A 20,645-nucleotide genomic window follows, 5' to 3' on the forward strand; every position below is an offset into this window, starting at 1 on the left:
TTCACTCGCGTCGGATGTATTGCTGTGGGAAATGGCCGGTGCTAGCTTCCAGCGAACCGGTTCGACGAATGGTCCCGCCGAAGACCACAGACGACCGCCGACGACCGCAGAACACATGCGATCGGACCGACGCCGCAGCGTGCCACCCGCACCCGCCTCACGGGCAACGGCCCGTGAACGAGCAGCCGGGGGCCGAGGCAGGCCGACCGGCCCCGCCACCGCAGGCCGGCACCCACACACCACTCTCAGGATCGAGGACGCATCCATGTCATCCGCCGACAGATCAGCCCGGCGCCGGGCCCCGGCCGTCCTGGCTCTGGCCCTCGGCGCGGGCGTACTGGTCGCACCGACCGTCCCCGCCCGGGCGGCCGACGCACCCGAGCCCACGGCCCACTACACCTTCGACGAGGACGACCTCACCTCCGGGAAGATCACGGACAGCTCCGGCAACGGTCTGACGGCGAGCCTGGTGAACCCCTCCACCGCGCGGTCCGTCGAGGGCACGGGGGGCGGCAGGGCGCTCGCCCTGCCCGGCGGGGCACCCACGTCCGACGGCGCCTACGTCCGGCTGCCCCGCGCGGTCGTCGGTGAGGCGACCGATCTGACGGTGTCCGCCCGAGTGAAGTGGGGCAACGACACCTCGTCCTGGCAGCGGATCTTCGACCTGGGCACCGACACCACCAGGTACCTCTTCACCACCCCGTCCCACAACGGCGGGCTGCTGCGCACCGCCGTGACCACCGGCGGAGGGGGCGCGGAGGCCCAGGTCTCCGGGTACGCGGCACTGCCCGCCGACGCCTGGCGGACGGTCACGGTCACCCTCGACACCGCCGCCGGACGCGTCACCACCTATCTCGACGGTGTGGCGGTCTCCTCCGCCGCGACGACCGTCAAGGCCAGGGAACTGCTGGACGGCTCGGCCACGGCCGCCGGCTACATCGGCAAGTCGTTCTGGCCGGACCCGCTGCTCAAGGGCGCGATCGACGACTTCACCGTCTGGCACACGGCGCTCAGCCCCGCGCAGGTGGCCGGTACCGTCGGTGATGTGCCGACCGTCCGTGAACCGTCCAGGACGTCGTTCGAGGTCCGTACGACGACCGGGACCGCCCCCGCCCTCCCCGGCGCCGTCCGCTCCTCCTTCTCCGACGGCTACGACCGCGGCACGCCGGTCGCCTGGGACGCCGTACCGGCCGAGAAGTACGCCGCGCCCGGAACGTTCACGGTGGCAGGACGCGCGGCCGGGAAGGACGTGAAGGCGACCGTCACCGTGGTCCGCGAGGGACAGCTCACCGTCGACCTCGCCTCGGACACGGGCGCGTTCCACGGCGGGGCCTCCGGCACCCTCTACGGCGTGTACGGACCGGACGTCCCCACCAACAACCTCATCGAGGGCATGGGGCTGCGCACCGTCTCCACCAAGGCGCAGGACGGCCCGCAGCATCCGGGCGCCGACGCGCTGGAGGTGGTGAAGCCGCTGGCCGACTCCACCGACGGCGATGTGTACATCTACATGACCGACATCCACCGGGGCTTCCCCTACGAGTGGCCGGGCGACACCCCGGCGGAGAAGGTCAGGCTCTACGAGGAGAAGATCGCGAAGCAGGTCGACCAGGTCCTGAAGCTGCCGGAGCGGTACCGGGACAACATCGTCTTCGTGCCGTTCAACGAGCCCGAGGGCAACATGTTCGGCACCGGTCAGTGGAGTTACGACAAGGTCAGCTGGCTCGACGACCCCGACGCGTTCTTCGCCGCCTGGGACTCCGCGTACGGGCTGATCAAGAAGAAGATGCCGGACGCCCGTATCGCGGGCCCCAACACCAGTGTCCTGTACGACCAGGTGAAGGGTTTCCTGTCCCACGCCCTGGCCGCCGGCACGCTCCCCGAGGTGATCACCTGGCACGAGCTGAGCCATCCGGAGGCGGTGCGCGACAGTGTCGCCAAGTACCGGGGCTGGGAGAAGGACCTGTTCGAGGGCACCGACCGTGAGGGCACCGAACTGCCCGTCAACATCAACGAGTACGCGTTCAACTACCACACCTCGGTACCCGGCCAGATGATCCAGTGGGTCTCCGCGATCGAGGAGTCCAAGGTGGACGCGGACATCGCGTACTGGAACATCGACGGCAATCTCTCCGACTCCGCCGTGCAGTCCAACCGCGGCAACGGCCAGTGGTGGCTGCTCAACTCCTACGCCTCGATGAGCGGCCACACGGTCGCGGTGACCCCGCCGTTCCCCGGCGAGAACTACACCCTGCAGGGCGTCGGCACACTCGACGAGAAGAAGAAGCAGGCCCGGCTGATCCTCGGCGGCTCCACCGGCAAGGGGCACATCACCTTCACCGGCGTCCCGAGGAAGGTGTTCGGCAAGAACGTCCACGCCTGGGTCCGCGAGATCGAGTGGAGCGGCCAGCTCGGCGACAGCTCCGGGCCGAAACTGCTCACGGAGACGAACCTGAGGGTCGGAGCCGACGGCACGGTCTCCCTCGACTTCGGCGACGGCACCCTGCCCGCGCTGAAGGAGTCATCGGCGTACGAGATCGTCCTCAGCCCCGCCGGGAAGGCGGCCGGGGCCCAGTCCCCGCCGGTGCGCTGGCAGGGTTCGTACGAGGCCGAGGACGCCGCGCACACCGGGTCCGGCTACTCGAAGAACGGCCCGGAGGGCTCCCCTCGCGACGTGTCGAAGTTCTACACCTCCGGCGGGTACGACGTCGGCGGTCTGCGCACCGGTTCCGACCTGACGCTCGACTTCACCGTGGACGTGCCCGAGGACGGCACCTACGACCTGAGCGTCTTCGCCAACTCCCTCAACACCTTCGACAAGGTGAAGGACCAGGGCCCCACCAATGTGTTCCTCCGGGTGGACGGCAAGGCGGACGGCGAGCGGGAGCTGTATCTGCCGCTCGGCTACAAGTGGGTGGTGTGGGACCACACCGACACGAAGGTGAAGCTCACCAAGGGCAGGCACACCCTCACGCTCGCCGCGCGGAGCGCCGACGGCAAGGGTGTCACCAAGGGCGACGCCATCGTGGACCGGCTGACCCTGTCCCTGCCGGACGCCTCCGCCCGCAGCCGGGTGTACGAGGGTGAACTGGCCTGGCTCGGCGGCGGGGCACGGCCCGTCTACGACCCGCCGAAGCGGGCGGCCACCGGATCGGGCGCGGCGAGGCTCCCGAAGAAGGGGACCGCCACGTTCTGGGTCTACTCCCCCGCCGACCGCGAAGCCACCCTCACGATCGACACCCTCAAGGGTTCGGGTGCCCGTGTCTCCGTCAACGGCCAGGACGTCCTGCGGCTGGACAAGGGCGGGAACAGCGTCGCGGTCTCCCTCTCCGGTGGCGTCAACAAGGTGACGGTGACCGGGAGTTCGTCCACCACGCTGGTGGACCGGCTCACGGTCGCGCCGACCGAGGGCGCGCTCCCCACGCGTACGTACGAGGGGAAGGACGCCGCACTCGCCGGCTCGGCCGCCCTGAGCCCGCTCTCCCTGGCCACGGGCGGAACGGCGATCACCGGAATCGGCGGCGACCCGGGCAACGGCAACACCGCCACGTTCACCGTCACCGCGGACAGGGCGGGTACGCACGCGCTGCGCATCCGCTACTCCAACCCCGAGCAGTCACCGGCCACGCACTACAACCCGGACCCGCTCGCCCGCCACGCCGACCTCACCGTCAACGGCGGCGAAGCCCGGCGGGTCACCTTCCCGCACACCTTCCACCAGAACAACTTCTGGGAACTGACCGTCCCCGTCCAGCTGAGGAAGGGCCGGAACACGATCACCTTCCGCTCCGAGGAACTCCCGAACTTCGACGGCACCACCTACGCCTCGGACACCTTCCCCGGCGTGCTGCTCCGCTCCCGCTACGCACCGCTGATCGACCGGATCACGGTGGCGCCGTACGCGAGGGAAGTGCGCTGAGGTGCGATGAGATGAGGTGAGCGGTACCGGTGGCGCGGTGAGGTGCGCCACCGGTGCCGCGAGGCGCGGGCCGGCTCAGAGGTCGCGTCGTACCAGATACGCCGACAACGCCCGCAGCTCGTCCCCGGCTCCGCCCTCCGGCGAGATGTCGGCCAGTGCGGTCTCGGCGGCGGCGATGTGTGTCCGTGCCTCGTCGAGCGCCGCCTGCCGGCCGCCCGCCGCCTCGATCAGCTCGGCGGTCTCCCGGGGGTCCGCCGCCCCCGACTTCAGCAGCACGGCCAGCCGTCGCGACGCAGAGGACGGGGAGTCGAGCGCGGCCAGGACGGGGTAGGTCTTCTTGCCCTCGCGGAGGTCACCGTGCACGGGTTTGCCGGTGACGTCGGGGTCGCCCCAGATACCCAGTACGTCGTCGACGATCTGGAACGCCAGGCCGAGACGGCGGCCGACCAGATCGAGCGCCGAGACCACGGGCGGCGGACCGCCGCCCAGCAGCGCGCCGAGCGCGGCCGCGCCACCGAGCAGCGCCCCTGTCTTGCCCTCGGCCATCGCCCGGTACTCGGCGGGCCGCACCCGCTCGGGACCGGTCCAGGGCCGTGCCGCGAACAGCAGGTCCTCCGCCTGTCCGTGCACCAGGTCGCCCAACGCCACCGACAGCACGCGTACCGCGGAGGCCCCCGCGTCGGTGGCCGCGAGCGTCTCGACGGCGAGCGCGAACAGAGCGTCGCCCGCGAGGACCGCGGGGCCCGTGCCGTATGCCTTCCAGACGGCGGGGCGACTGCGCCGGGCGGAGTCACCGTCCATGATGTCGTCGTGCAGCAGCGAGAAGGCGTGCACCAGCTCCACCGCGACCGCCGCGGGCACCCCGGTCCGTCCGGCGGCCCCCACCGCCTCGGCCCCGAGCACGGCCAGTGCCTGCCGCACCCCCTTGCCCCCGGACGCGGCGGCGGGGGCGGGGGCGCCGCCCACCTCGCACCAGCCGAAGGAGTACGCGGCCATCTCGGCCACCCAGGGATGCATCCGCCCGACCGCGTCCACCAGCGCCGGCCGCACCAGCTCGCGGCAGCGTTCCAGTACGAGGGGGACGTCGGTCGGCGACCGCAGCGCCGAGGGGAGCGGGGTCACCGTACGGCCTCCGCCCGGACGCCGCGGTCCGTCCGCGCGTCGCCGTCCGCCGGGTCGCCGGGCCGGGTCCGCTCGCCGGGCCGGGCCGGGTCGCCGGGATCCGTCCGGTCGTGTGCGATGAGCCGGTCCTGGGCCCGCGGGCCGGATGCGTCGTCGTCCAGCAGACCGAGCTCGTCCCGTGCCCGAGCCACCATCTGCCGCGCATGCCGCAGTCCGATCCGGTCCAACTCGCGTGCCAGATCGTCCAGTTCGGCGGCCGTCTCGGCGCGGCTGCGGCCCAGCCGGGCCAGGGACTTGGCCAGCCCCAGCCTGGCCAGCGCTTCCCCGCGCGGCTCGCTCATCTCGCGGAACTCCGCGAGGGCCAGCTCGTACGTGTCCCGCGCCTCGGCATGGCGCCCCGCCCGGTAGAGCACGTTGCCCCGCATCTTGTGGTTGTAGGCCAGCGCGCTGGAGAGCCGCATCGCGCGGCACACGACCTCCGCCTCCGACAGCAGGGCGAGCGCCCGCTCGACGTCCCCGTCCCGCGCCGAGACGATGTCGGCGAGCCCGCGCAACGCCCAGGCGTGGCCGCGCCGGTCGTCGGCGCCCGCGGCTATCCCGGCCGCCTCCTCGAACATCGCGTAGGCGCTGTCGTACGACCCGCGCTGGCGGTGGATCTGCGCGATGCCCTCCAGCGCCCACACCGTGTGCCGGGCCTCCCCGCGTCGCCGGGCCTCGGCCAGCAGCTGTTCGTGGAGTTGGGCGACGGCCTCGTAGTCGCCCTGGATCCTGCCCGTCTCGGCCAGTCCCGCGAGGGAGTAGCCGCGCACGACGACATCGCCGCCCCGTTCACCGAGGTCGGCCGCCAGTCCGAGCAGCCGCCGGGCCAGGGCGAACGAGCCGCGCTGCCGGGCCAGCGTGCCGCCGCTCCACAGGGCCCAGGCCATCGCTCCCTCGTCACCCGCCGCTCTGGCCGCACGGTAGCTCGCCTTCCACGCCCGGTCGGCCTCCCCGATCTGCCCCAGCCGACGGTGCGCCTCGGCCACGGCGAGCCCGGAGCGGGCCGCCTCGCCGTGTTCCCCGGCGCGCTCCGCCTCTCTCAACTGCCGGGTGCCGGCCGCCAGCACCTCGGTCAGCGAGGAATTCACGGACAGGGTGGTCAGAGCGCCTTGGTATTCGGGCGCGAACGCCTTGCCGTACATGGAACCCTTTCGATGGAGGCGCTCTATACACTCTGCGTATACATGACGTGTATAGAGCGTGAAAATCGACGCCGCCCCCAGGAGCCGGGGCGGCGTCCGTCATCGATCAAGATGCCGTAGACGCCGGGAGGGTTGCTCGTGAGGTGTAGATCACGTCGCAACCACCGCCGGACGGGCCTCAGTTGGGGTGTCCGCGCGCGAGGGTGACCGGGACCCCCTTCCCGGTAGGCCGGACCCCGGACGGCGGCGGCCCGACCCCGCCCCGGGTCAGACCGGCTCTTCGTCCAGCTTGGCGATCACGCGGTCGGAGATCTCGGTCAGGACCCGTAGCTCGGCCGGCGTGACATGGTCCATGAACAGCGCGCGCACCGCCTCGACGTGACGCGGGGCGGCCGCCTCGACGGCCGCTCGGCCGGCGTCCGTGATCACCACATAGGCCCCGCGTCCGTCCTCGGTGCACTCCTCCCGCACCACCATGCCCCGCCCGGCCATCCGGGCGATGTGGTGGGACATCCGGCTCTTCTCCCACTCCAGGGCCCGCGCCAGATCCTGGTACCGCTGACGCCCGTCCGGCGAGTCGGTCAGATGGACGAGCACGCCGAAGTCCGCGGGGGACACCTGGGACTCCGACTGCAACTGGCGCCCCAGGCGCCCGCCGAGCCGCTCGTGCAACCGGACGAAGCCGCGCCACGCGCGCTGCTCCTCCGGTGTCAGCCATCGCACTGTGTCTCCCATGGAGAAAGTGTATACATAGTTGACATTTCATCGAATGACCGCGGCGGCTGTGCGGTCCCGCGCAGCGCCGTCGCCCCGGCGGGCCGGGGCCTGCCGGGGCGACGGGTGGGGTGACGGGTGGGGCGACGGGCCGTCCGGTCAGTCCACCTGGATGCCGGAGGCGTTCTCGGCCAGCCAGGTGTCGAAGCTCTTGAGCCCCGGGTGGATCTCCCGGAGCCCGTCCAGGTCACGGGCGCCGGTGAACTCCTGGTCGAAGTCGCCGTAGTACTGGAACATGTTGGCGATCTCGTCGCCCGCCGGCACGCCGAAGGAGCGGAAGACGTCGTAGGGCACCGACTGGAAGCGCACCGGCTCGCCGATCGCGGCCCCCAGCTTCTCCGCGTACTGGGCGCCGGTCAGGTGGTCGCCCGCCAGGCCGACGGTGTGGCCGATGAAGCGCTCGCCGTTCCTGAGGATGGCGAGGGTGGTGCGGCCGATGTCGTTCACGTCCACGCCGGCCAGCAGCTTGCCGTCCTCGAAGGGCAGGGTCAGCGTCAGTACGCCGTCCTCGGCCCGCTTGGGGGCCATCATCGACAGGAAGCCCTGGAAGAAGAACGTGGTGTTCAGGTAGGTGGTCGGCACCCCGGCCCGGCGGAACAGCTCGTTGGCCTCGCCCTTGGCGTCGAAGTGCGGCACGTTGTACTTGTCCTGGAGAACGGGCATCCGTTCGTCGTCCAGCGGCAGCAGCTCGCGGGTGTCCTCCAGCGTCGACCACACCACGTGCCGGAGTCCGGCGGCCTTGGCCGCGCGGACCAGGACCTCGACCTCCTCGGTCTCCTTGGCGGCCGAGCCGTGCGCCCAGAAGTTGGTGACCAGGAAGGCTCCGTACGCACCCTCGAACGCCTGGTGCACGGACGGCTCGTCGTAGAAGTCGGCCCGTACGACCTCCGCACCGAGCCCGGCCAGCTCCTTGGCGGCGGGCGAGTCCGGGTTCCGGGTCAGCGCGCGCACGGTGAAGCCCGAGTCCGGATCGGCCAGGATCGCGCGCGCGACGCCGCCGCCCTGTGCGCCCGTGGCTCCGGTGACCGCGATGATCTTCTTGTCACTCATGCCGGCTACCTCTGTCCAGAAGAGACAATCGTTGATGCATCAACAAAAGCGCATTGTGGTTGATGCGTCAACCATCAGAATCGGTCGACCGCACCGGTCACCTGCGGGCCTTCTCGACCAGTTCGCGTACGGCGGGGGCCACGTCCTCGCCGAACCGCTGGATGCCGGTGGGGTCGTCGCCGGCCAGGACGTAGCCGGTCACGCCGTGCTCCAGGGTGATCTCGGCGAGTTGCTCGGCCCACTGGGTGAGCGGACCCCTCAGGACCGGAGAACCGTCAGGGGTGAAGTGGCCGCCGATGTTCAGCAGTCGGCGGATGGAGGCGGGGTCGCGCCCCGCCGCACGGGCACCCTCGTCGATGTGCCGTCCGGCTTCGGCGAGCCCCGCGAGCCCGCCGTCGAGGTAGCTCAGGCTGGGCACCCACCCGTCGGCCACGCGGCCGACGAGCCTGAGAATGCGCGGCCGGTAGGCACCGACCCAGATGCCGATGTCATGGGCGGGCGCGGGTCCGCGCTTGGCACCCGAGACCTGGTAGTGGGCGCCGTCCATCCGGACCCCGCCACGGGTTCCGGTGTCCCAGATCTCACGGATGACGGTGATGGCCTCCTCAAGGGCGTCGATGGACTCACCAGGGCTCAGCCGCCCACCGCCGATCGCCTCGATCGCCTCCCAGAACCCGCCCGCGCCCAGCGCCAGTTCGACGCGTCCGCCGCTCAGCAGGTCCAGGCTTGCGGCACTCCGGGCGATCACGACGGGCTGACGCATCGGCAGGTTCATCACATTGGGCGCCAGCCTGATCCGGCTGGTCGCCGCGGCCAGGTAGGAGATCAGCGTCCAGGAGTCCAGCAGGCGCGGCTGGTAGGGGTGGTCCTGAAAGGTGGCGAGGTCGAGCCCGGCCCGCTCGGACAGCCGGGTGAGTGACACCACCTGCTCGACGTTGTCGGCGCTCGGCGTGATGAAGCTGCCGAAGAGCAACTCGTGCGGTTGTTGGGTCATGTCCGACGACCTCTCTCCATGGCCCGGGCCAAGGCCGATGCCGATGCCGAGACCGGAGCGCTCATCACCTGACGTGACAACACGTCCCTGGCGCAGGAACATTCCATCGAAGGGGACGACCGGCCACGGGCGGCTTCATCGGCACGGACATGGACGCCGACGCATCCTCCGCACCCGGCCCGGACCGGGTCCTCGACGCCGTGGCCGCCCACCTCGTCCGGTCGCCTCGTCCGGCCGCTTCGTCCGGCCGTCACCGTGCGAGGGACGTGACGCCGCCCACCACGATCACCGGGTGTCGTGCCGGGTCGGGCGTGAGCAGCAGTTCCTCCATGTGCTGCCGGGACAGGCTGACGCAGCCGTGGGTGGGTCCCCCGTGGTCGACACCGGGAGCCGCTGGCCGCGGACGACTTGATCCGCCAGGCCGCCGCCGCGCCCAAGGTGGCGCCGACGCCGCGGACATACGGCTGCGGGCCGAGGCCGACCCCGGACTCCGGATGGACGCCGACCCGGTGCGTATGCGGCAGGTCCTGGGCAACCTCGTCTCCAACGCGCTGCGGCACACCCCCGCGCGGGGCACGGTCACGCTCGGCGGACAGGGGACAGCGGACAGCAGGCGGCAGACGGCGGGCGAGGCCGTTCTGGCGGTGCGCAACAGCGGGGACGGCATCGCCCGCGAGGATCTGCCCCATGGCTTCGATCGGTCCTGGCACGCCGAGAAATGCCGCAGCAGACGCACCGGCGGCAGCGGTCTCGGCCTGTCCATCGTCCGCCGGCTCGTCGAGGCCCACGGCGGAACCGTCACGGCCGACAGCACCCCCGGCGGCGGGACGGCCTTCGCCGTCCGCCTGCCCCGTACGCCCGGTCCGGAGGAATCTCGGATATGAATGGACGGTATGGAATTCGTCGTCTTCATGACCCTGCCCGGGCTGGTCGTCCTGCTGACCGTCGTGGCCTTCGCGGATCAGGTGCTTCTGCGGGTCGGCCGGGCGGGGCTGCTGCCCTGGCGGAACAGTGTTCGGCAGGGGCAGATATCGGCCACCGGATTCGAGCAGCTGCATGCGAGCCTCTCACCGGGGAAGCAGGCCGAACTCAAGGAGCGGCAGTCGTCGTTGGTCATGCGGGACGACGAGGAGGACGGGACGCCGCCGAACCGGACCAGGGTGGACCTGGAGCGAGGGCGTGCGGTCGTGCGGATGCCGGAGAGCGGCCGGTAGGACGGTCTCCGGCATCCACCTGGTCCGAGGGCCGCGCGAGGTGCTGTCGGTCAGGGTGAGGACGTCGCCGTCGGTGGGGACCAGACGCCGAGCCACTGCTCGGCGTCGTACGCCTCGAACCGTTCCAGTTCGGTGAACCCGAGCCTCGCCGCCAGGCGCATCGAACGGGCGTTGGCGGTCTGGGTGTAGAGCACGACCGGCTCACCGGGCAGCGCGTCGGCGAACCAGGCGAGGGCCGCGGCACAGGCCTCGCCGGCGTATCCGTGTCCCCAGGTCCGTGGCAGGAACAGATAGCCGAGTTCGGTGTTCCCGGCCTCCCGACGGCGGTTCCCCTCGCGCTCGGGATCGTGCGGGTCGAGCTGGATCGTGCCGATGGCGGCGCCGTCGAGTTCGACGACGAAGAAGCCGGGGCGCTGCCCGGGGACCTCGGGCACCGTGCGTTCCAGTTCGGCGCGCGGTCGGGGGCCGCCGAGGTAAGTACCCACCTCCGGCGAGGCGTTCAGGTCGACGACCGTCGCACGGTCCCGGGCCTCGGACGGGCGGAGTACGAGCCGCTCGGTCCTGATCGGGGCGGACGGCCAGGCGAGGGGTCTGAGGTCGGTCATGCCGTCCAACCCTACGGCTGTCCCGCGCGGAGTCAGGTCGTCCGTGGGCGGGTCCGTTTCACCTCGCCGTCGATGGCCCAGGCGTCGGCGACCGGCCCCAGGTGCCCGAGCTTGTCGGGGTTGATCACCGACCGGATGGCCTGGATCCGCCCGTCGAGCATGTCGAGGGCCAGGGTATGGAGGATCTTGCCGTCCCGGTCGCGGAAGAGGGCGCCGGGCTGGCCGTTGACCTCATGCTGTTCGAACGTCACGTCGATCCGGGCCATCCGCGGGAAGACGGCGGCCAGCAGCCGGGCCACATTGTCGGCGCCGCTGACGGCCCGGGCCAGCTGCGGGGCCTTGCCACCGCCGTCCCCGACCAACTGAACGTCGGCGGCGAGCAGATCCCGCAGCCCGGAGACGTCGCCTTCGCGCAGGGCGTCGAAGAACCGCGCCGCCAGTTCCTGCCGCTCCTGTCGGTCCGCCTCGAACCGTGGCCGGCCCGCCTTCATGTGCCGCCGTGCCCGCACCAGCAACTGCCGGCAGGCCGCCTCCGAACGTCCCACCGCCGAGGCGATGTCGTCGAACCCGAAGCCGAACACCTCCCGCAGCACGAACACCGACCGCTCCAGCGGGCTGAGCCGCTCCAGAAGCAGCAGCGCCGCCATGGACACCGAGTCGGCCAGCTCCGCCGAGCGCGCCGGATCCTGGTACGGATCGCTCAGCAGTGGCTCGGGGAACCACGGGCCCACGTACTCCTCCCGCCGCACCCGCGCGGAACGCAGCACGTCGATCGCGATCCGCGTCACCGTGGCGGACAGAAACGCCTTGACCGACCTGGGAACGGTCGTCGAGCCGTCGAAACGCAGCCATGTCTCCTGCACCGCGTCCTCGGCCTCGCTCACGCTGCCCAGCATCCGGTAGGCGATCGAGAACAGCAGGGGCCGTAGCTCCTCGAACTCCTCCACCTTGTTCACGTCGCGTCCTCCTTGCTCGGACCTCACCGGTGTCCACTCCCCCTGGGACGAGACGGGCAGGCGCCCTGTGACACGGGCGCGGGAGATCCGCGTCCGCACGCACTCGGATGTTCGCAGGTGTCACAGGCGGAGCGGCCGTCTCGTCCCAGGGGAGCAGGCAATCCCCGACCAAGGAGCCGATGATGGACCTCGCCCTCTGGATCGTCGCCGGACTGTTGGCCGCCGTCTGTCTGATCGGCAGCTCCAAGATGTTCGTGCCCAAGGAGAAACTGGCCGCCTCGGGCGGCAGCGCCACCCGATGGGTCGAGGACTTCGATCCCCGTGCGCTCAGGGCCGTCGGCGCGGTCGAACTCCTGGCCGCGGCGGGCCTGATCCTGCCCGCCGTGCTCGGTGTCGCGCCGGTTCTCGTGCCGCTGGCCGCCGGCGGACTGGTGTTGTTGTTCACCGGCGCGCTGACCATGCGTCTTCGCCGTGGCGAGAGAGCGACCGTCACCGGCGATCTGGTCTACCTCGTCCTGGCTCTCTTCCTGGTGTGGGGCCGCTTGGGCCCCGAGTCCTTCACCGGATGACCCGCCGGGCCCGCGTGAGCCCGTCGCCGGGGCGCCGTCCGTCGCCGGCGTCACAGTGCGACGGGGCCGAGATCGGCGGCGGTCCGGGCGAGGGCGCGGAGGGTGGGGCTGTCGGCGGTGGTGCGCCAGGTGAGTGCCCATTCGAGGGTGGGGGCGTCGTGGAGGGGCAGGAACACGATGCCGGGGGGCTTGTTGTAGCGGGCGGCCACTTCGCCGAGCGGGTGGACACAGCGTCCCGCGGCGACCAGGGACAGGATCTCGTGGAACGTCCGCGCGGCGGGCCCCCGGGGGATGCGGCGGCCGAGCGGGGTGCGGACGGGGACCATGGCGGCCACCCAGTACTCGGGGGCGTCGGGGCCGAGGTCGACGACGTGGTTGTCGGCCAGGTCCTCCACGGAGGCGGCGCCGCGTCGGACGAGCGGATGGTCCGCGGACACGGCCAGCACACGCCCTCCGGTGAGGACGGTGGGTCCGACGGTGAGGTCCGGTTCGGCGACGGGCAGCCACAGCACATGTGCGTCGTGCTCTCCGGCGCGCAGGGCGGTGAACGCGTCGTTGCCGTTGATCTCGCCGAACTCGATGTCGCTGCCGGGGTGGCGGGCGCGGAACGCGTCGACGAGGGGCCGCAGTTCGTGTCCGGCGTGGCCGAAGACGCCCAGCCGGAGGGTCCGGCCCGCACCCGGACCGGCCGCCTGGGCGCGGGCGAGTCCCGCGTGGAGGAGGTCGACGGCCTGCTGGAGGTCCTCGCGCAGGCGGCGGCCGACCGGGGTCAGGGCCACGCGCCGGCTGGTGCGGTCGAACAGGGTGACGCCGAGGCTGCGTTCCTGTCTGCGGATGGCCTGGCTGACGCGGGCCTGGGACACATGGAGCCGATCGGCGGTGCGGCCGAAGTGCAGCTCCTCGGCCAGGGTCAGGAAGATCTCGATGTCCCGCAGCTCCATGCATAACCCCCGCGTTATGAACAGCCCCACGGACTCTACCTTGTTCCGCGTCTGACCTGCGTCGATGCTGAACACATCACCCGCTACGACAAGGCAGGGAAACCCCATGAGCGCTGCGCCGGCCGTCGTCGATCGCTTCGAGATCCAGGAGTTGCGGGCCGAGGTCACCGACGCGGTGACGATGCGCGACTTCGACCGGGTGGCCTCGCTGTTCACACCCGACGGTGTCATGCGCTGGCCGCACATCGGCAGGGAGTTCGTGGGCCGCGAGGAGATCCGCGCGGGGATCGAGTGGGGGCAGGGGCTCTGGGAGTTCTTCGTGCAGAACGTCCATGCCGGCATCGTCCGGCTGGACGGCGACACGGCGGCCGGCCGCGGGTACGTCCAGGAGTTCGGGCGGATGCGCGACGGCGGCTCACATCTGAACCACGCCATCTACCACGACCGTTACCGGCGCACGTCCGACGGCTGGAAGTTCAGCGAACGGGTCTACGAGGTCAGATACCTCGACTCCACCCCGCTCACGGGCGCACCGCCCGTGAGCCCGGCATCGAACCAAGGAGCACTGTGATGATCCTGATCACCGGAGCCAACGGCGTCGTCGGACGTCAGGTGATGGGCCTGCTGCTGCGGGAGGGCGCGGACGTCTCCGCCGTCACCCGCGGTCCCGGCTCGGCCGCCCTCCCGGACGGTGTCGCGGCCGTCAGCGGCGACCTGTTCCGCCCCCAGTGGATCGAGGGGGCGCTGAAGGGGGTGGAGGCCCTGCAGATCAGTCCCCGTGCCACGGGTCCGGGACTCGGGGAACTCCTGCGGCTCGCCGTCGAGCAGGGGGTACGGCGGGTGGTGCTGCTGTCGGCCACCACCGTGGAGTATCCGGCGGGGGAAGCCCGTTTCGCCGCGCGGTTCCGGCACGCCGAGGAGCTCGTCCGAGGCTCGGGGCTGGACTGGACGGTGCTGCGGCTGGCCGACTTCGCGGCCAACGCGCTGGCCTGGGCCCCGCAGATCAGGTCCGGTGACGTGGTGCGGGGCGCCTACGGCCGGGCGGCCACCTCCCCCGTCCACGAGGCCGACGTCGCGGCGGTCGCCGTACGCGCCCTCACCGGCGGCCTTCCCCCGGGGGCGGTCCACACGCTGACCGGGCCGCAGTCGCTGGACCAGATCGAGAAGGCCCACCTCATCGGCGCCGCCCTCGGGAGGGCCCTGTCCTTCCAGGAACTCCCGCCGGAGCGTGTACGGCAGGGCATGCTCGCGCAGGGGCTGCCCGAGGAGGTCCCCGACCGGCTGCTCGGCTCCCTGGCCGACTACGCCCGCCGCCCCGGGCCCACCACCGGCACCGTGGCGGAGCTCCTCGGCCGGCCCGCGCGCACCTTCGCGGACTGGGCGCGCGACAACGCACCCGCCTTCGGCGGCTGACGCGCGGCGCGGCGGGCCGCCGTGGCAGGGCGTGTCGGGCCGTCGTGACAGGCCCACGGGTCAGACCGTCATGTCAGGCCGGGCCCAGGATGGCCGAGGTGCGGGGGTCGGGGAGCTGGTCGGTCGCGCGGGGGGTGGCGGGGACGAAGACCGGGGCGTCCTGCTGGTAGAAGATGTCGATGTCCGCTTCCTCGCCGCCGACGATCAGGGTGTCCCACGCGCCGCTCTCCTGGAGCGTCCGCAGGGTCGCGGGGGCCAACGCGGCCAGATGGGAACGGAGTTCCTCGTCGTCGGGCAGGCCCGGCAGGCGTTCCGCGAGGCGCTCGCGGATGGACCGCATACGGTCCAGCAGGATCTCCAGGTCGGACTCCGTGGCCCCCGAGGACGCTGAGCCCACAGCGACTCCAGCGCCCCCGGCGGACCGGGCGGACCCGGCGGACCCGGCGGACCGGACTGCCGATCCGGCGGCTCCGGCCGCCGGGCCTCCCGGGGTCTCCATGCTGCGGTCGATGATGTCCTTGATCGCCCGGGTGACGCCTCGCTCGTCGGTCGTGACCATCGCGTTCCACGCGCGGCTCTTGTGGCGGTACTGCAGCATCGACATCGCGGCCTCGTGCCGGATGAAGTCCGCGTCCCGCAGCGGGCGTCCGCGCCAGACGCGGCTGAGGGAGCGGGCCAGGGAGACGGCCGAGGCGAGGCCGCTGTTCAGACCGCGGCCGGGCCAGAAGTGGATGGCGTTGGCCGCGTCGCCCAGCAGGAAGCCGTACGTCCCGGGGCGGTCGGCGGCGGGGCGGGTGAGCTGGGCGGTGAACCGCGGGCGCTGCACCATGTCGAGCCGGAACGACGTGATCGCGCTGAGGTCGTCCTCGTCGACGCCGAACAGCCGCAGTCCTTCCTGGATCCGCTTCCACAGCGGCGAACTCCGCAGCAGCGCCGGCAGGAACAGCGTCCCGTGCGTCGGGCAGACGAACTCGTTGTCCTCGTGCCGGCTCATCACACACGGCCGGGCGGCGATGCACTCCTCGAAGACCTGCCGCACCGGGTCGATCCCGATGACGGCACGCGCCTCCTCACGGGTCAGGCGCATGTTCAGGAAGCCCTCGCCGCGCAGCGAGTTGAGCAGGAACCGGTTCTGCGCCACCGTCAGGAGCACGCTCATCGGGTCCGTGAGCCGGGACTTGACCCGCAGGCCCAGGATGACGTCCTGGAGGTGCTCCCCGTCGAGGGAGTAGATGGTGGCGTCGGCCGCGCCGAAGCGGTCGGCGAAATGCTCGCGGGTGCGGGACCGGCCGCCCTCGCAGATCACCAGCACATGGTCGCGGGCGACGAGGTGCCCCTGTTCCACCGGGTCGAACTTCTTGGGCACCAGCCGGATCGCGGGCTTGCTGCCCGCCAGCTCCAGCAGCCGGTCCTCGATGTAGGCGATCCGGATGTTGCGGGGCGGGCGTCCGTCGACGGAGTCGGGGCCCAGCGGCCACATCTCGGAGAACTGGCCGCCGTCCCCGAACAGCGTCGCCCGGATCTCCTCCGTCAGGGCCAGATACTGCCGGCTCTGGACGGTGACGACCTGCTGGCGGCGGACGTTGCCCTGGGTCTCGTCCTTCCAGACCACGGAGGTGCCGCTGCGGACCCACCGGCCGTCGTGGACGGTGACCGAGACCCGCCCCGGGAGTGCCTCCTCCAGCAGCAGCGCGAAGGCGAGGCCGACCGGACCGCCGCCGGTGACCGTGACCCGCAGCACGCCCGGGTTGGCGACGGCGTCGGCACGGGGCAGGGCGAGCTGGGAGAGGTCCATGACCGTCTCCACCGCCTCCTGCGTCTCGAACAGGAAGGTCTCGTCGCCGATGCGGATGACGTCGCCGGGCGTCAGCTCGTGCCGGGTGACGCGCAGGTCGTTGACGTACGTTCCGTTCCTGCTGTCGCGGTCGCGCAAGACGTACACGCCGTTCTCCGTGACGATCTCGGCGTGGAACCGGGAGGCGCTGACGCTGACGATGATGACGTCGTTGTCGCTCTTGCGGCCGAACGTGAGCGGAGTGTCGCCGAGGACCACGCTCTGACCGGCGAAGGGTCCGCCGCGTCCCACTATGACCGACAGCACGGAAACTCCTTAGGGGAGGCCACGTCAGTTCGATTAGGTCGATTATGTACGGTGTGGCGCCGTATCACTCACTGTTCGATCGGCAAGTCAGCGAAAAAGCAACGGAGTTGGACTTGGCGTCGAACGGCGAACGGATCTCCACGGCCATCCCGCCGCGCAGCGTCCCCTCCCGCGCGTACGTCGTCAGCCGCACCGTCTCCTTCTTGGTGGTGGCGTCGCCCTCCCGGAACGCCAGAGTCCGCCACGCGCGGTCCGTCACCGCCCCGTTCTCCGAGACCCACCGGTAGGAGAACTGGACGGGCCGTTGGGACGTCGTGAACGTCGCGGTGAACCACGGCGCCCGGTCCTCCGTCGGCGGGCAGCTCCCGTCGTAGGTGGTCGCGCCGCCCGTCACCGTCACGGACACGGGTCGCGACGCGCTCCCGCCGGTCCCCGTCCCCTCCTCGCCGTCGCGGCCCACTAGGGCGTACGTCAACCCGCCGCCGAGCAGGACCAGCACGGCCGCCGCCGCTCCCATCAGGTACGCGGTACGGCGGGGGTGGCGCCGCCCGGGGGTGGGGGCGGGCCCGGCGCCGGGGTCGGGGCGGGGGTCGGGCGCCGTGCCCGACGGTCCGAACGCCGCCGCGTCGGGGGGCGGGCCGAACACCCCGAGGGGCGCGGGTACGGCCACGGGAGCCGGCCCGGTCTCCGGCGCCGCGATGACGCCGACGGTCACCATGTCCGTGACGGCGTCGGTGGCCCCGGGGGTGTCCGTGACCGTGACGGCGTCCGGGGCCGAGGTCACGGTCACGGTCACGGCCGCGGTCCCTGGATCGGTCGTCGCGGCCGTGGTCCCGGTGGCGGTGTCCGCCCGCGCCGGAACCGGCGACTCCCCCGCGATCAGGCTCAGTTCACGCCCGGCCTCCTCCGCCGTCATCCGCTGCCCGGGGTCCTTGCGCAGCAGCCCCTCGATGACCGGCGTGAGCGGCCCGGCCCGGTGCGGTGGCGGGAGTTCGTCGTCGACGATGGCGCGCAGCGTGTCCAGAGCCGTCGTCCGGCGGAACGGCGAACGGCCCTGCACGGCCATGTAGAGCAGCGCGCCCAGCGACCACAGGTCGGACGCGGCCCCCGGGGTCCGGCCCAACGCCCGCTCCGGCGCCACGTACTCGGGTGAGCCGACGACCTCGCCGGTCATCGTCAGCGGAGTGTCGCCCTCCACCGTGGCTATCCCGAAGTCGGTCAGGACGACCCGGCCCTCGTCGGCGAGCAGGACATTGGCCGGCTTCACGTCGCGGTGCAGCACTCCCGCGCCGTGTGCCGCGCGCAGCGCCGCCAGGACCTCGACGCCGATCCGCGCGGCCTCCTTCGGCGGCAGGGCGCCCCCGGAGCCGATCACATCGGCCAGCGACCTGCCGCGGACCAGTTCCATGACGATCCAGGGCCGGCCGTCGAAGGTGACGACGTCGTAGACGGACACCACCCCACGGGCGTTGACCCGTGCCGCCGCCCACGCCTCCCGCTCCAGACGGGCGGAGAGCCGCGCGCCGCGATCCGCGGGCAGGTCCGCGGCGGCCCGGACCTCCTTGACCGCCGCCTCCCGGCGCAGCACCTCGTCGAAGGCGCGCCACACCGTGCCCATGCCGCCCGCGCCGAGCACGGACAGGAGCCGGTACCGGCCGGCGACCAGCCGTTCGCCCCCGCCGTCCGGCGAGGCCGCGTCCTGGTGGGGCATAGGGGTCAACTCCCTGTCTCCGCGAACCGCCGGCCGCGGCGGCGACCTCTCACAGCCTTGCCCCGCCGCCCCGTCGATTATGGCCGGGCCTCGCACCCGGGACCAGCGGGCCGAGGCCCGCTAATGTCCGGCGGTACGTGTGGTGAGGTCCTCGTCGGTGATGGAGCGGACCACGCGGCAGGGTGTTCCGAGGGCGACGGTCATCGGGGGTATGTCACGGCTGACGACGCTGCCGGCGCCGATGACCGACCCGTAGCCGATCCGAACACCGGGCAGGACCACCGCGTTGCTGCCGATCCACACCTTGTCCTCGATCACGATCGGCTCGGAGAATCGCGCGAAGTCGGTGCGCCGTGACGGGTGCACGGGATGTCCTGTCGTGGTCAGTGTCACGCTGGGAGCGATCATGACGCCGTCGCCGATACGGATGTCCACGTCGTCGACGAACGTGAGGTTCACGTTCCCGAAGAAGTCGTCCCCGATGTGGACGTTGCTGCCGAACCCGGCGTGGAACGGCGGCAGCAGCACGGTGCGCGCACCGACCGAGCCGAGGATCGCGACGAGCAGCGCCCGGCGTTTCTCCGCTTCGCCCGGAGGTGTGTGGTTGTACGCGAAGATCTGCTCCGTACGGCGGCGAGAGGCCTGGAAGGCCGCCTCCGACTCCGTGTAGACGAGCCCCTCGGCGATCCGAGCCAGGACTTCTTCCTCGTGCGCATCCGTCACAACGGGGCTTTCCCTTCCGTCCGTTCGTCTCGGGCGCCGGCCCGGCGCGACCACGGCCGACCGCGCGCCCAGAGCCTACGTGCACCGTGCAGGCATCATGAGCCCTGGTCCGCGCCGGGCGGCGCGGGGACCGGCATGCCGCGGAGGATCTGCTGCGGATCGCGCTGATGAAGACCTGGCAGGGCGAGGCCGCCGCCGTCTCCCTGACACGGGAAGAACCCTGTGGACCAGCCAGGTGGGCTTCGAGATGCCCGATCAGGACTCCGCCGACAGCATGGCCAACGGCATCGCCGCTCCGGTGGTCTCGGAGAAGCGGCGGGTCGTCTGCTTCCTCGCCCGTCCGGGGATCTGTCGGGCCTCGATCTGCGCACGGGGGAGTGGGTCTGGCGCGATCGCGTCGGCCTGGGCAGGTCGGGATCGGGGACCGCGCACCGGGGCCGTCCCCAACTCGTGTGCCACGTGGACGTGTTGATCGCCCGGGACGCCAGCAGGATGGTCTCGCTGCTGCCCCGGTTCGCCGACGGACCGTACGCGGGACCGGCGGGCGGCCGGTCCCGCGGCCGGGAGATGATCTCCCGCATGACGAAGTCGGCGGACGCGGGTACGGACGCGCATACGGGCGCGGGTGCGAGCGCCGATGACGCGCACGCGTGGGACGCGCGGCTCGGCTGGGCGTCCGGGCTGATGGCCGACGACCCCGCCGAACGCGCCGTGGCGCTGGACCGTCTTGCCGCCGTCCAGAGGGACGTGCGGGATGCTCTTGGCCGGTTCAACGAGGTATGGCGCCTGACCGGGCCGCTCGGCGGACGGGAGCGGTGGCGGGATCCGTCCTTCCTCCGGGCGCATGAGAGGTACGTCGAAGCCGGCAGGTACGCACTGCCCAACGCGTTGTGGAACCGCCCGCTCGGGGACATCAGGACCTGGCCGGGCCTGCCCTACGCGCTCCTCTTCCTGGAATGGGAGGCGAGGTGTCCGCAGGAGTGGACTCGCCATGCCAAGCACTGGGGCACGAAGCAGGGCCTCGTCCGGGACCTGGCGGTCCCCGGTCACGGCGAGCCGGTCAGGACGCGGCTCGTCGAGCTGGTCGGGATCGTCGTGCGCAGGCCCTACCGCTGCAAGGACCGCGAGTACGTGCGGGTCGCGCGGGCCGTCGACGGTGAGGCTCTGCGCGCCACGCTGGGAGCCGCCTCCCGGTCCGACGCCTCCTGGGCACGACTCCATGCCGGCCATGTCCTCTGGCTCCTCGATCACCCCGAGGTGCCCAACACGGTGCACGTCTGGCGGAGCCGGATCGCGGCCGAGCGCGAGAGCGTGGGGCGCCCGGGCCCGTCCGTCGGGGAGTGACGGGCGGGTCCAGGGGGCGGAGCGGGGG

Annotated in this window: 17 protein-coding genes and 1 pseudogene; 7 read left to right on the plus strand and 11 right to left on the minus strand. The window is 71.9% G+C overall.

Translation table 11 applies throughout. The features are described 5' to 3' along the window. The first annotated feature begins 265 nt into the window (after positions 1 to 265). A complete protein-coding gene (locus J8M51_RS01205; protein WP_267298900.1) occupies positions 266 to 3,919 on the plus strand; it encodes a LamG-like jellyroll fold domain-containing protein in 3,654 nt (1,217 codons plus the stop codon). 75 nt (positions 3,920 to 3,994) lie between these two features. Here the strand turns inward: J8M51_RS01205 and J8M51_RS01210 are convergent, their stop codons facing one another. The 5 genes from J8M51_RS01210 to J8M51_RS01230 form a co-directional block, all read right to left on the minus strand. After that, positions 3,995 to 5,041: a polyprenyl synthetase family protein gene (locus J8M51_RS01210; RefSeq protein ID WP_179203235.1), complete on the minus strand. Its 1,047-nt coding sequence runs from the start codon at positions 5,039 to 5,041 to the stop codon at positions 3,995 to 3,997. Beyond that, a complete protein-coding gene (locus J8M51_RS01215; RefSeq protein ID WP_256965432.1) occupies positions 5,038 to 6,222 on the minus strand; it encodes a tetratricopeptide repeat protein in 1,185 nt (394 codons plus the stop codon). Before J8M51_RS01215 ends, J8M51_RS01210 begins: the two co-directional genes overlap by 4 nt. 267 nt (positions 6,223 to 6,489) lie before the next feature. Beyond that, a complete protein-coding gene (locus tag J8M51_RS01220; RefSeq protein WP_086758628.1) occupies positions 6,490 to 6,957 on the minus strand; it encodes a MarR family winged helix-turn-helix transcriptional regulator in 468 nt (155 codons plus the stop codon). Positions 6,958 to 7,095: 138 nt separating this feature from the next. Further along, the gene (locus J8M51_RS01225; RefSeq protein ID WP_086758630.1) at positions 7,096 to 8,046 is read right to left on the minus strand and encodes an NmrA/HSCARG family protein; all 951 of its coding nucleotides are present in this window, start codon (positions 8,044 to 8,046) and stop codon (positions 7,096 to 7,098) included. Positions 8,047 to 8,143: 97 nt separating this feature from the next. Next, a complete protein-coding gene (locus tag J8M51_RS01230; protein WP_086758632.1) occupies positions 8,144 to 9,040 on the minus strand; it encodes an LLM class flavin-dependent oxidoreductase in 897 nt (298 codons plus the stop codon). Positions 9,041 to 9,421: 381 nt separating this feature from the next. Here J8M51_RS01230 and J8M51_RS01235 point away from each other — a divergent pair. Further along, positions 9,422 to 9,924: pseudogene (locus J8M51_RS01235) on the plus strand (sensor histidine kinase); the annotation flags it as partial. A 9-nt stretch (positions 9,925 to 9,933) separates the two neighbouring features. Next, entirely contained in the window at positions 9,934 to 10,254 is a 321-nt protein-coding gene (locus tag J8M51_RS01240; protein WP_086758642.1) for a DUF6191 domain-containing protein, read from the plus strand. Between the two features lie 50 nt (positions 10,255 to 10,304). Here J8M51_RS01240 and J8M51_RS01245 read toward each other — a convergent pair whose 3' ends face one another. After that, positions 10,305 to 10,859 carry a GNAT family N-acetyltransferase gene (locus tag J8M51_RS01245; protein WP_086758644.1) on the minus strand — a complete coding sequence of 185 codons (555 nt, stop codon included), beginning with the start codon at positions 10,857 to 10,859 and terminating at the stop codon, positions 10,305 to 10,307. Positions 10,860 to 10,891: 32 nt separating this feature from the next. Then, positions 10,892 to 11,815: an RNA polymerase sigma-70 factor gene (locus J8M51_RS01250; RefSeq protein ID WP_179203236.1), complete on the minus strand. Its 924-nt coding sequence runs from the start codon at positions 11,813 to 11,815 to the stop codon at positions 10,892 to 10,894. Between the two features lie 179 nt (positions 11,816 to 11,994). Between J8M51_RS01250 and J8M51_RS01255 the strand changes: the two genes are divergently transcribed. Further along, a complete protein-coding gene (locus J8M51_RS01255; protein WP_398855326.1) occupies positions 11,995 to 12,384 on the plus strand; it encodes a DoxX family protein in 390 nt (129 codons plus the stop codon). Positions 12,385 to 12,434: 50 nt separating this feature from the next. On the opposite strand, the gene J8M51_RS01260 is transcribed toward J8M51_RS01255, so the two are convergent. Next, entirely contained in the window at positions 12,435 to 13,325 is an 891-nt protein-coding gene (locus J8M51_RS01260; protein WP_086758634.1) for a LysR family transcriptional regulator, read from the minus strand. Positions 13,326 to 13,431: 106 nt separating this feature from the next. Here J8M51_RS01260 and J8M51_RS01265 point away from each other — a divergent pair, with 106 nt between their 5' ends. Both J8M51_RS01265 and J8M51_RS01270 read left to right on the plus strand, forming a co-directional pair. Further along, positions 13,432 to 13,896 (plus strand): nuclear transport factor 2 family protein, encoded by a 465-nt coding sequence (locus tag J8M51_RS01265; RefSeq protein WP_267298901.1) that lies wholly within the window; start codon positions 13,432 to 13,434, stop codon positions 13,894 to 13,896. After that, the gene (locus J8M51_RS01270) at positions 13,896 to 14,738 is read left to right on the plus strand and encodes an NAD(P)H-binding protein (RefSeq protein WP_267298902.1); all 843 of its coding nucleotides are present in this window, start codon (positions 13,896 to 13,898) and stop codon (positions 14,736 to 14,738) included. Before J8M51_RS01265 ends, J8M51_RS01270 begins: the two co-directional genes overlap by 1 nt. Positions 14,739 to 14,811: 73 nt before the next feature. On the opposite strand, the gene J8M51_RS01275 is transcribed toward J8M51_RS01270, so the two are convergent. From J8M51_RS01275 to J8M51_RS01285, 3 genes are all read right to left on the minus strand, one after another. Next, positions 14,812 to 16,839: an FHA domain-containing protein gene (locus J8M51_RS01275; RefSeq protein WP_267298903.1), complete on the minus strand. Its 2,028-nt coding sequence runs from the start codon at positions 16,837 to 16,839 to the stop codon at positions 14,812 to 14,814. A 64-nt stretch (positions 16,840 to 16,903) separates the two neighbouring features. After that, complete coding sequence (locus tag J8M51_RS01280; RefSeq protein ID WP_267298904.1) at positions 16,904 to 18,550, minus strand: serine/threonine-protein kinase; 1,647 nt, start codon at positions 18,548 to 18,550, stop codon at positions 16,904 to 16,906. 120 nt (positions 18,551 to 18,670) lie between these two features. After that, positions 18,671 to 19,273, minus strand: coding sequence for a sugar O-acetyltransferase (locus J8M51_RS01285; protein WP_086758901.1), 603 nt, complete (start codon positions 19,271 to 19,273; stop codon positions 18,671 to 18,673). A 459-nt stretch (positions 19,274 to 19,732) separates the two neighbouring features. Between J8M51_RS01285 and J8M51_RS01290 the strand changes: the two genes are divergently transcribed. Next, complete coding sequence (locus J8M51_RS01290) at positions 19,733 to 20,617, plus strand: hypothetical protein (RefSeq protein ID WP_256965504.1); 885 nt, start codon at positions 19,733 to 19,735, stop codon at positions 20,615 to 20,617. The last annotated feature ends 28 nt before the right edge of the window (positions 20,618 to 20,645 follow it).

This window comes from Streptomyces griseiscabiei (genome assembly GCF_020010925.1).
GTDB classification, from domain to species: domain Bacteria; phylum Actinomycetota; class Actinomycetes; order Streptomycetales; family Streptomycetaceae; genus Streptomyces; species Streptomyces griseiscabiei.

Excerpts from the sequence above, each read along its gene's own strand:
- J8M51_RS01205 (WP_267298900.1), top strand. The coding sequence starts at position 266 with ATGTCATCCGCCGACAGATCAGCCCGGCGCCGGGCCCCGGCCGTCCTG.
- J8M51_RS01215 (WP_256965432.1), bottom strand. The coding sequence starts at position 6,222 with ATGTACGGCAAGGCGTTCGCGCCCGAATACCAAGGCGCTCTGACCACC.
- J8M51_RS01220 (WP_086758628.1), bottom strand. The coding sequence starts at position 6,957 with ATGGGAGACACAGTGCGATGGCTGACACCGGAGGAGCAGCGCGCGTGG.
- J8M51_RS01225 (WP_086758630.1), bottom strand. The coding sequence starts at position 8,046 with ATGAGTGACAAGAAGATCATCGCGGTCACCGGAGCCACGGGCGCACAG.
- J8M51_RS01230 (WP_086758632.1), bottom strand. The coding sequence starts at position 9,040 with ATGACCCAACAACCGCACGAGTTGCTCTTCGGCAGCTTCATCACGCCG.
- J8M51_RS01240 (WP_086758642.1), top strand. The coding sequence starts at position 9,934 with ATGGAATTCGTCGTCTTCATGACCCTGCCCGGGCTGGTCGTCCTGCTG.
- J8M51_RS01245 (WP_086758644.1), bottom strand. The coding sequence starts at position 10,859 with ATGACCGACCTCAGACCCCTCGCCTGGCCGTCCGCCCCGATCAGGACC.
- J8M51_RS01255 (WP_398855326.1), top strand. The coding sequence starts at position 11,995 with ATGATGGACCTCGCCCTCTGGATCGTCGCCGGACTGTTGGCCGCCGTC.
- J8M51_RS01260 (WP_086758634.1), bottom strand. The coding sequence starts at position 13,325 with ATGGAGCTGCGGGACATCGAGATCTTCCTGACCCTGGCCGAGGAGCTG.
- J8M51_RS01265 (WP_267298901.1), top strand. The coding sequence starts at position 13,432 with ATGAGCGCTGCGCCGGCCGTCGTCGATCGCTTCGAGATCCAGGAGTTG.
- J8M51_RS01270 (WP_267298902.1), top strand. The coding sequence starts at position 13,896 with ATGATCCTGATCACCGGAGCCAACGGCGTCGTCGGACGTCAGGTGATG.
- J8M51_RS01280 (WP_267298904.1), bottom strand. The coding sequence starts at position 18,550 with ATGCCCCACCAGGACGCGGCCTCGCCGGACGGCGGGGGCGAACGGCTG.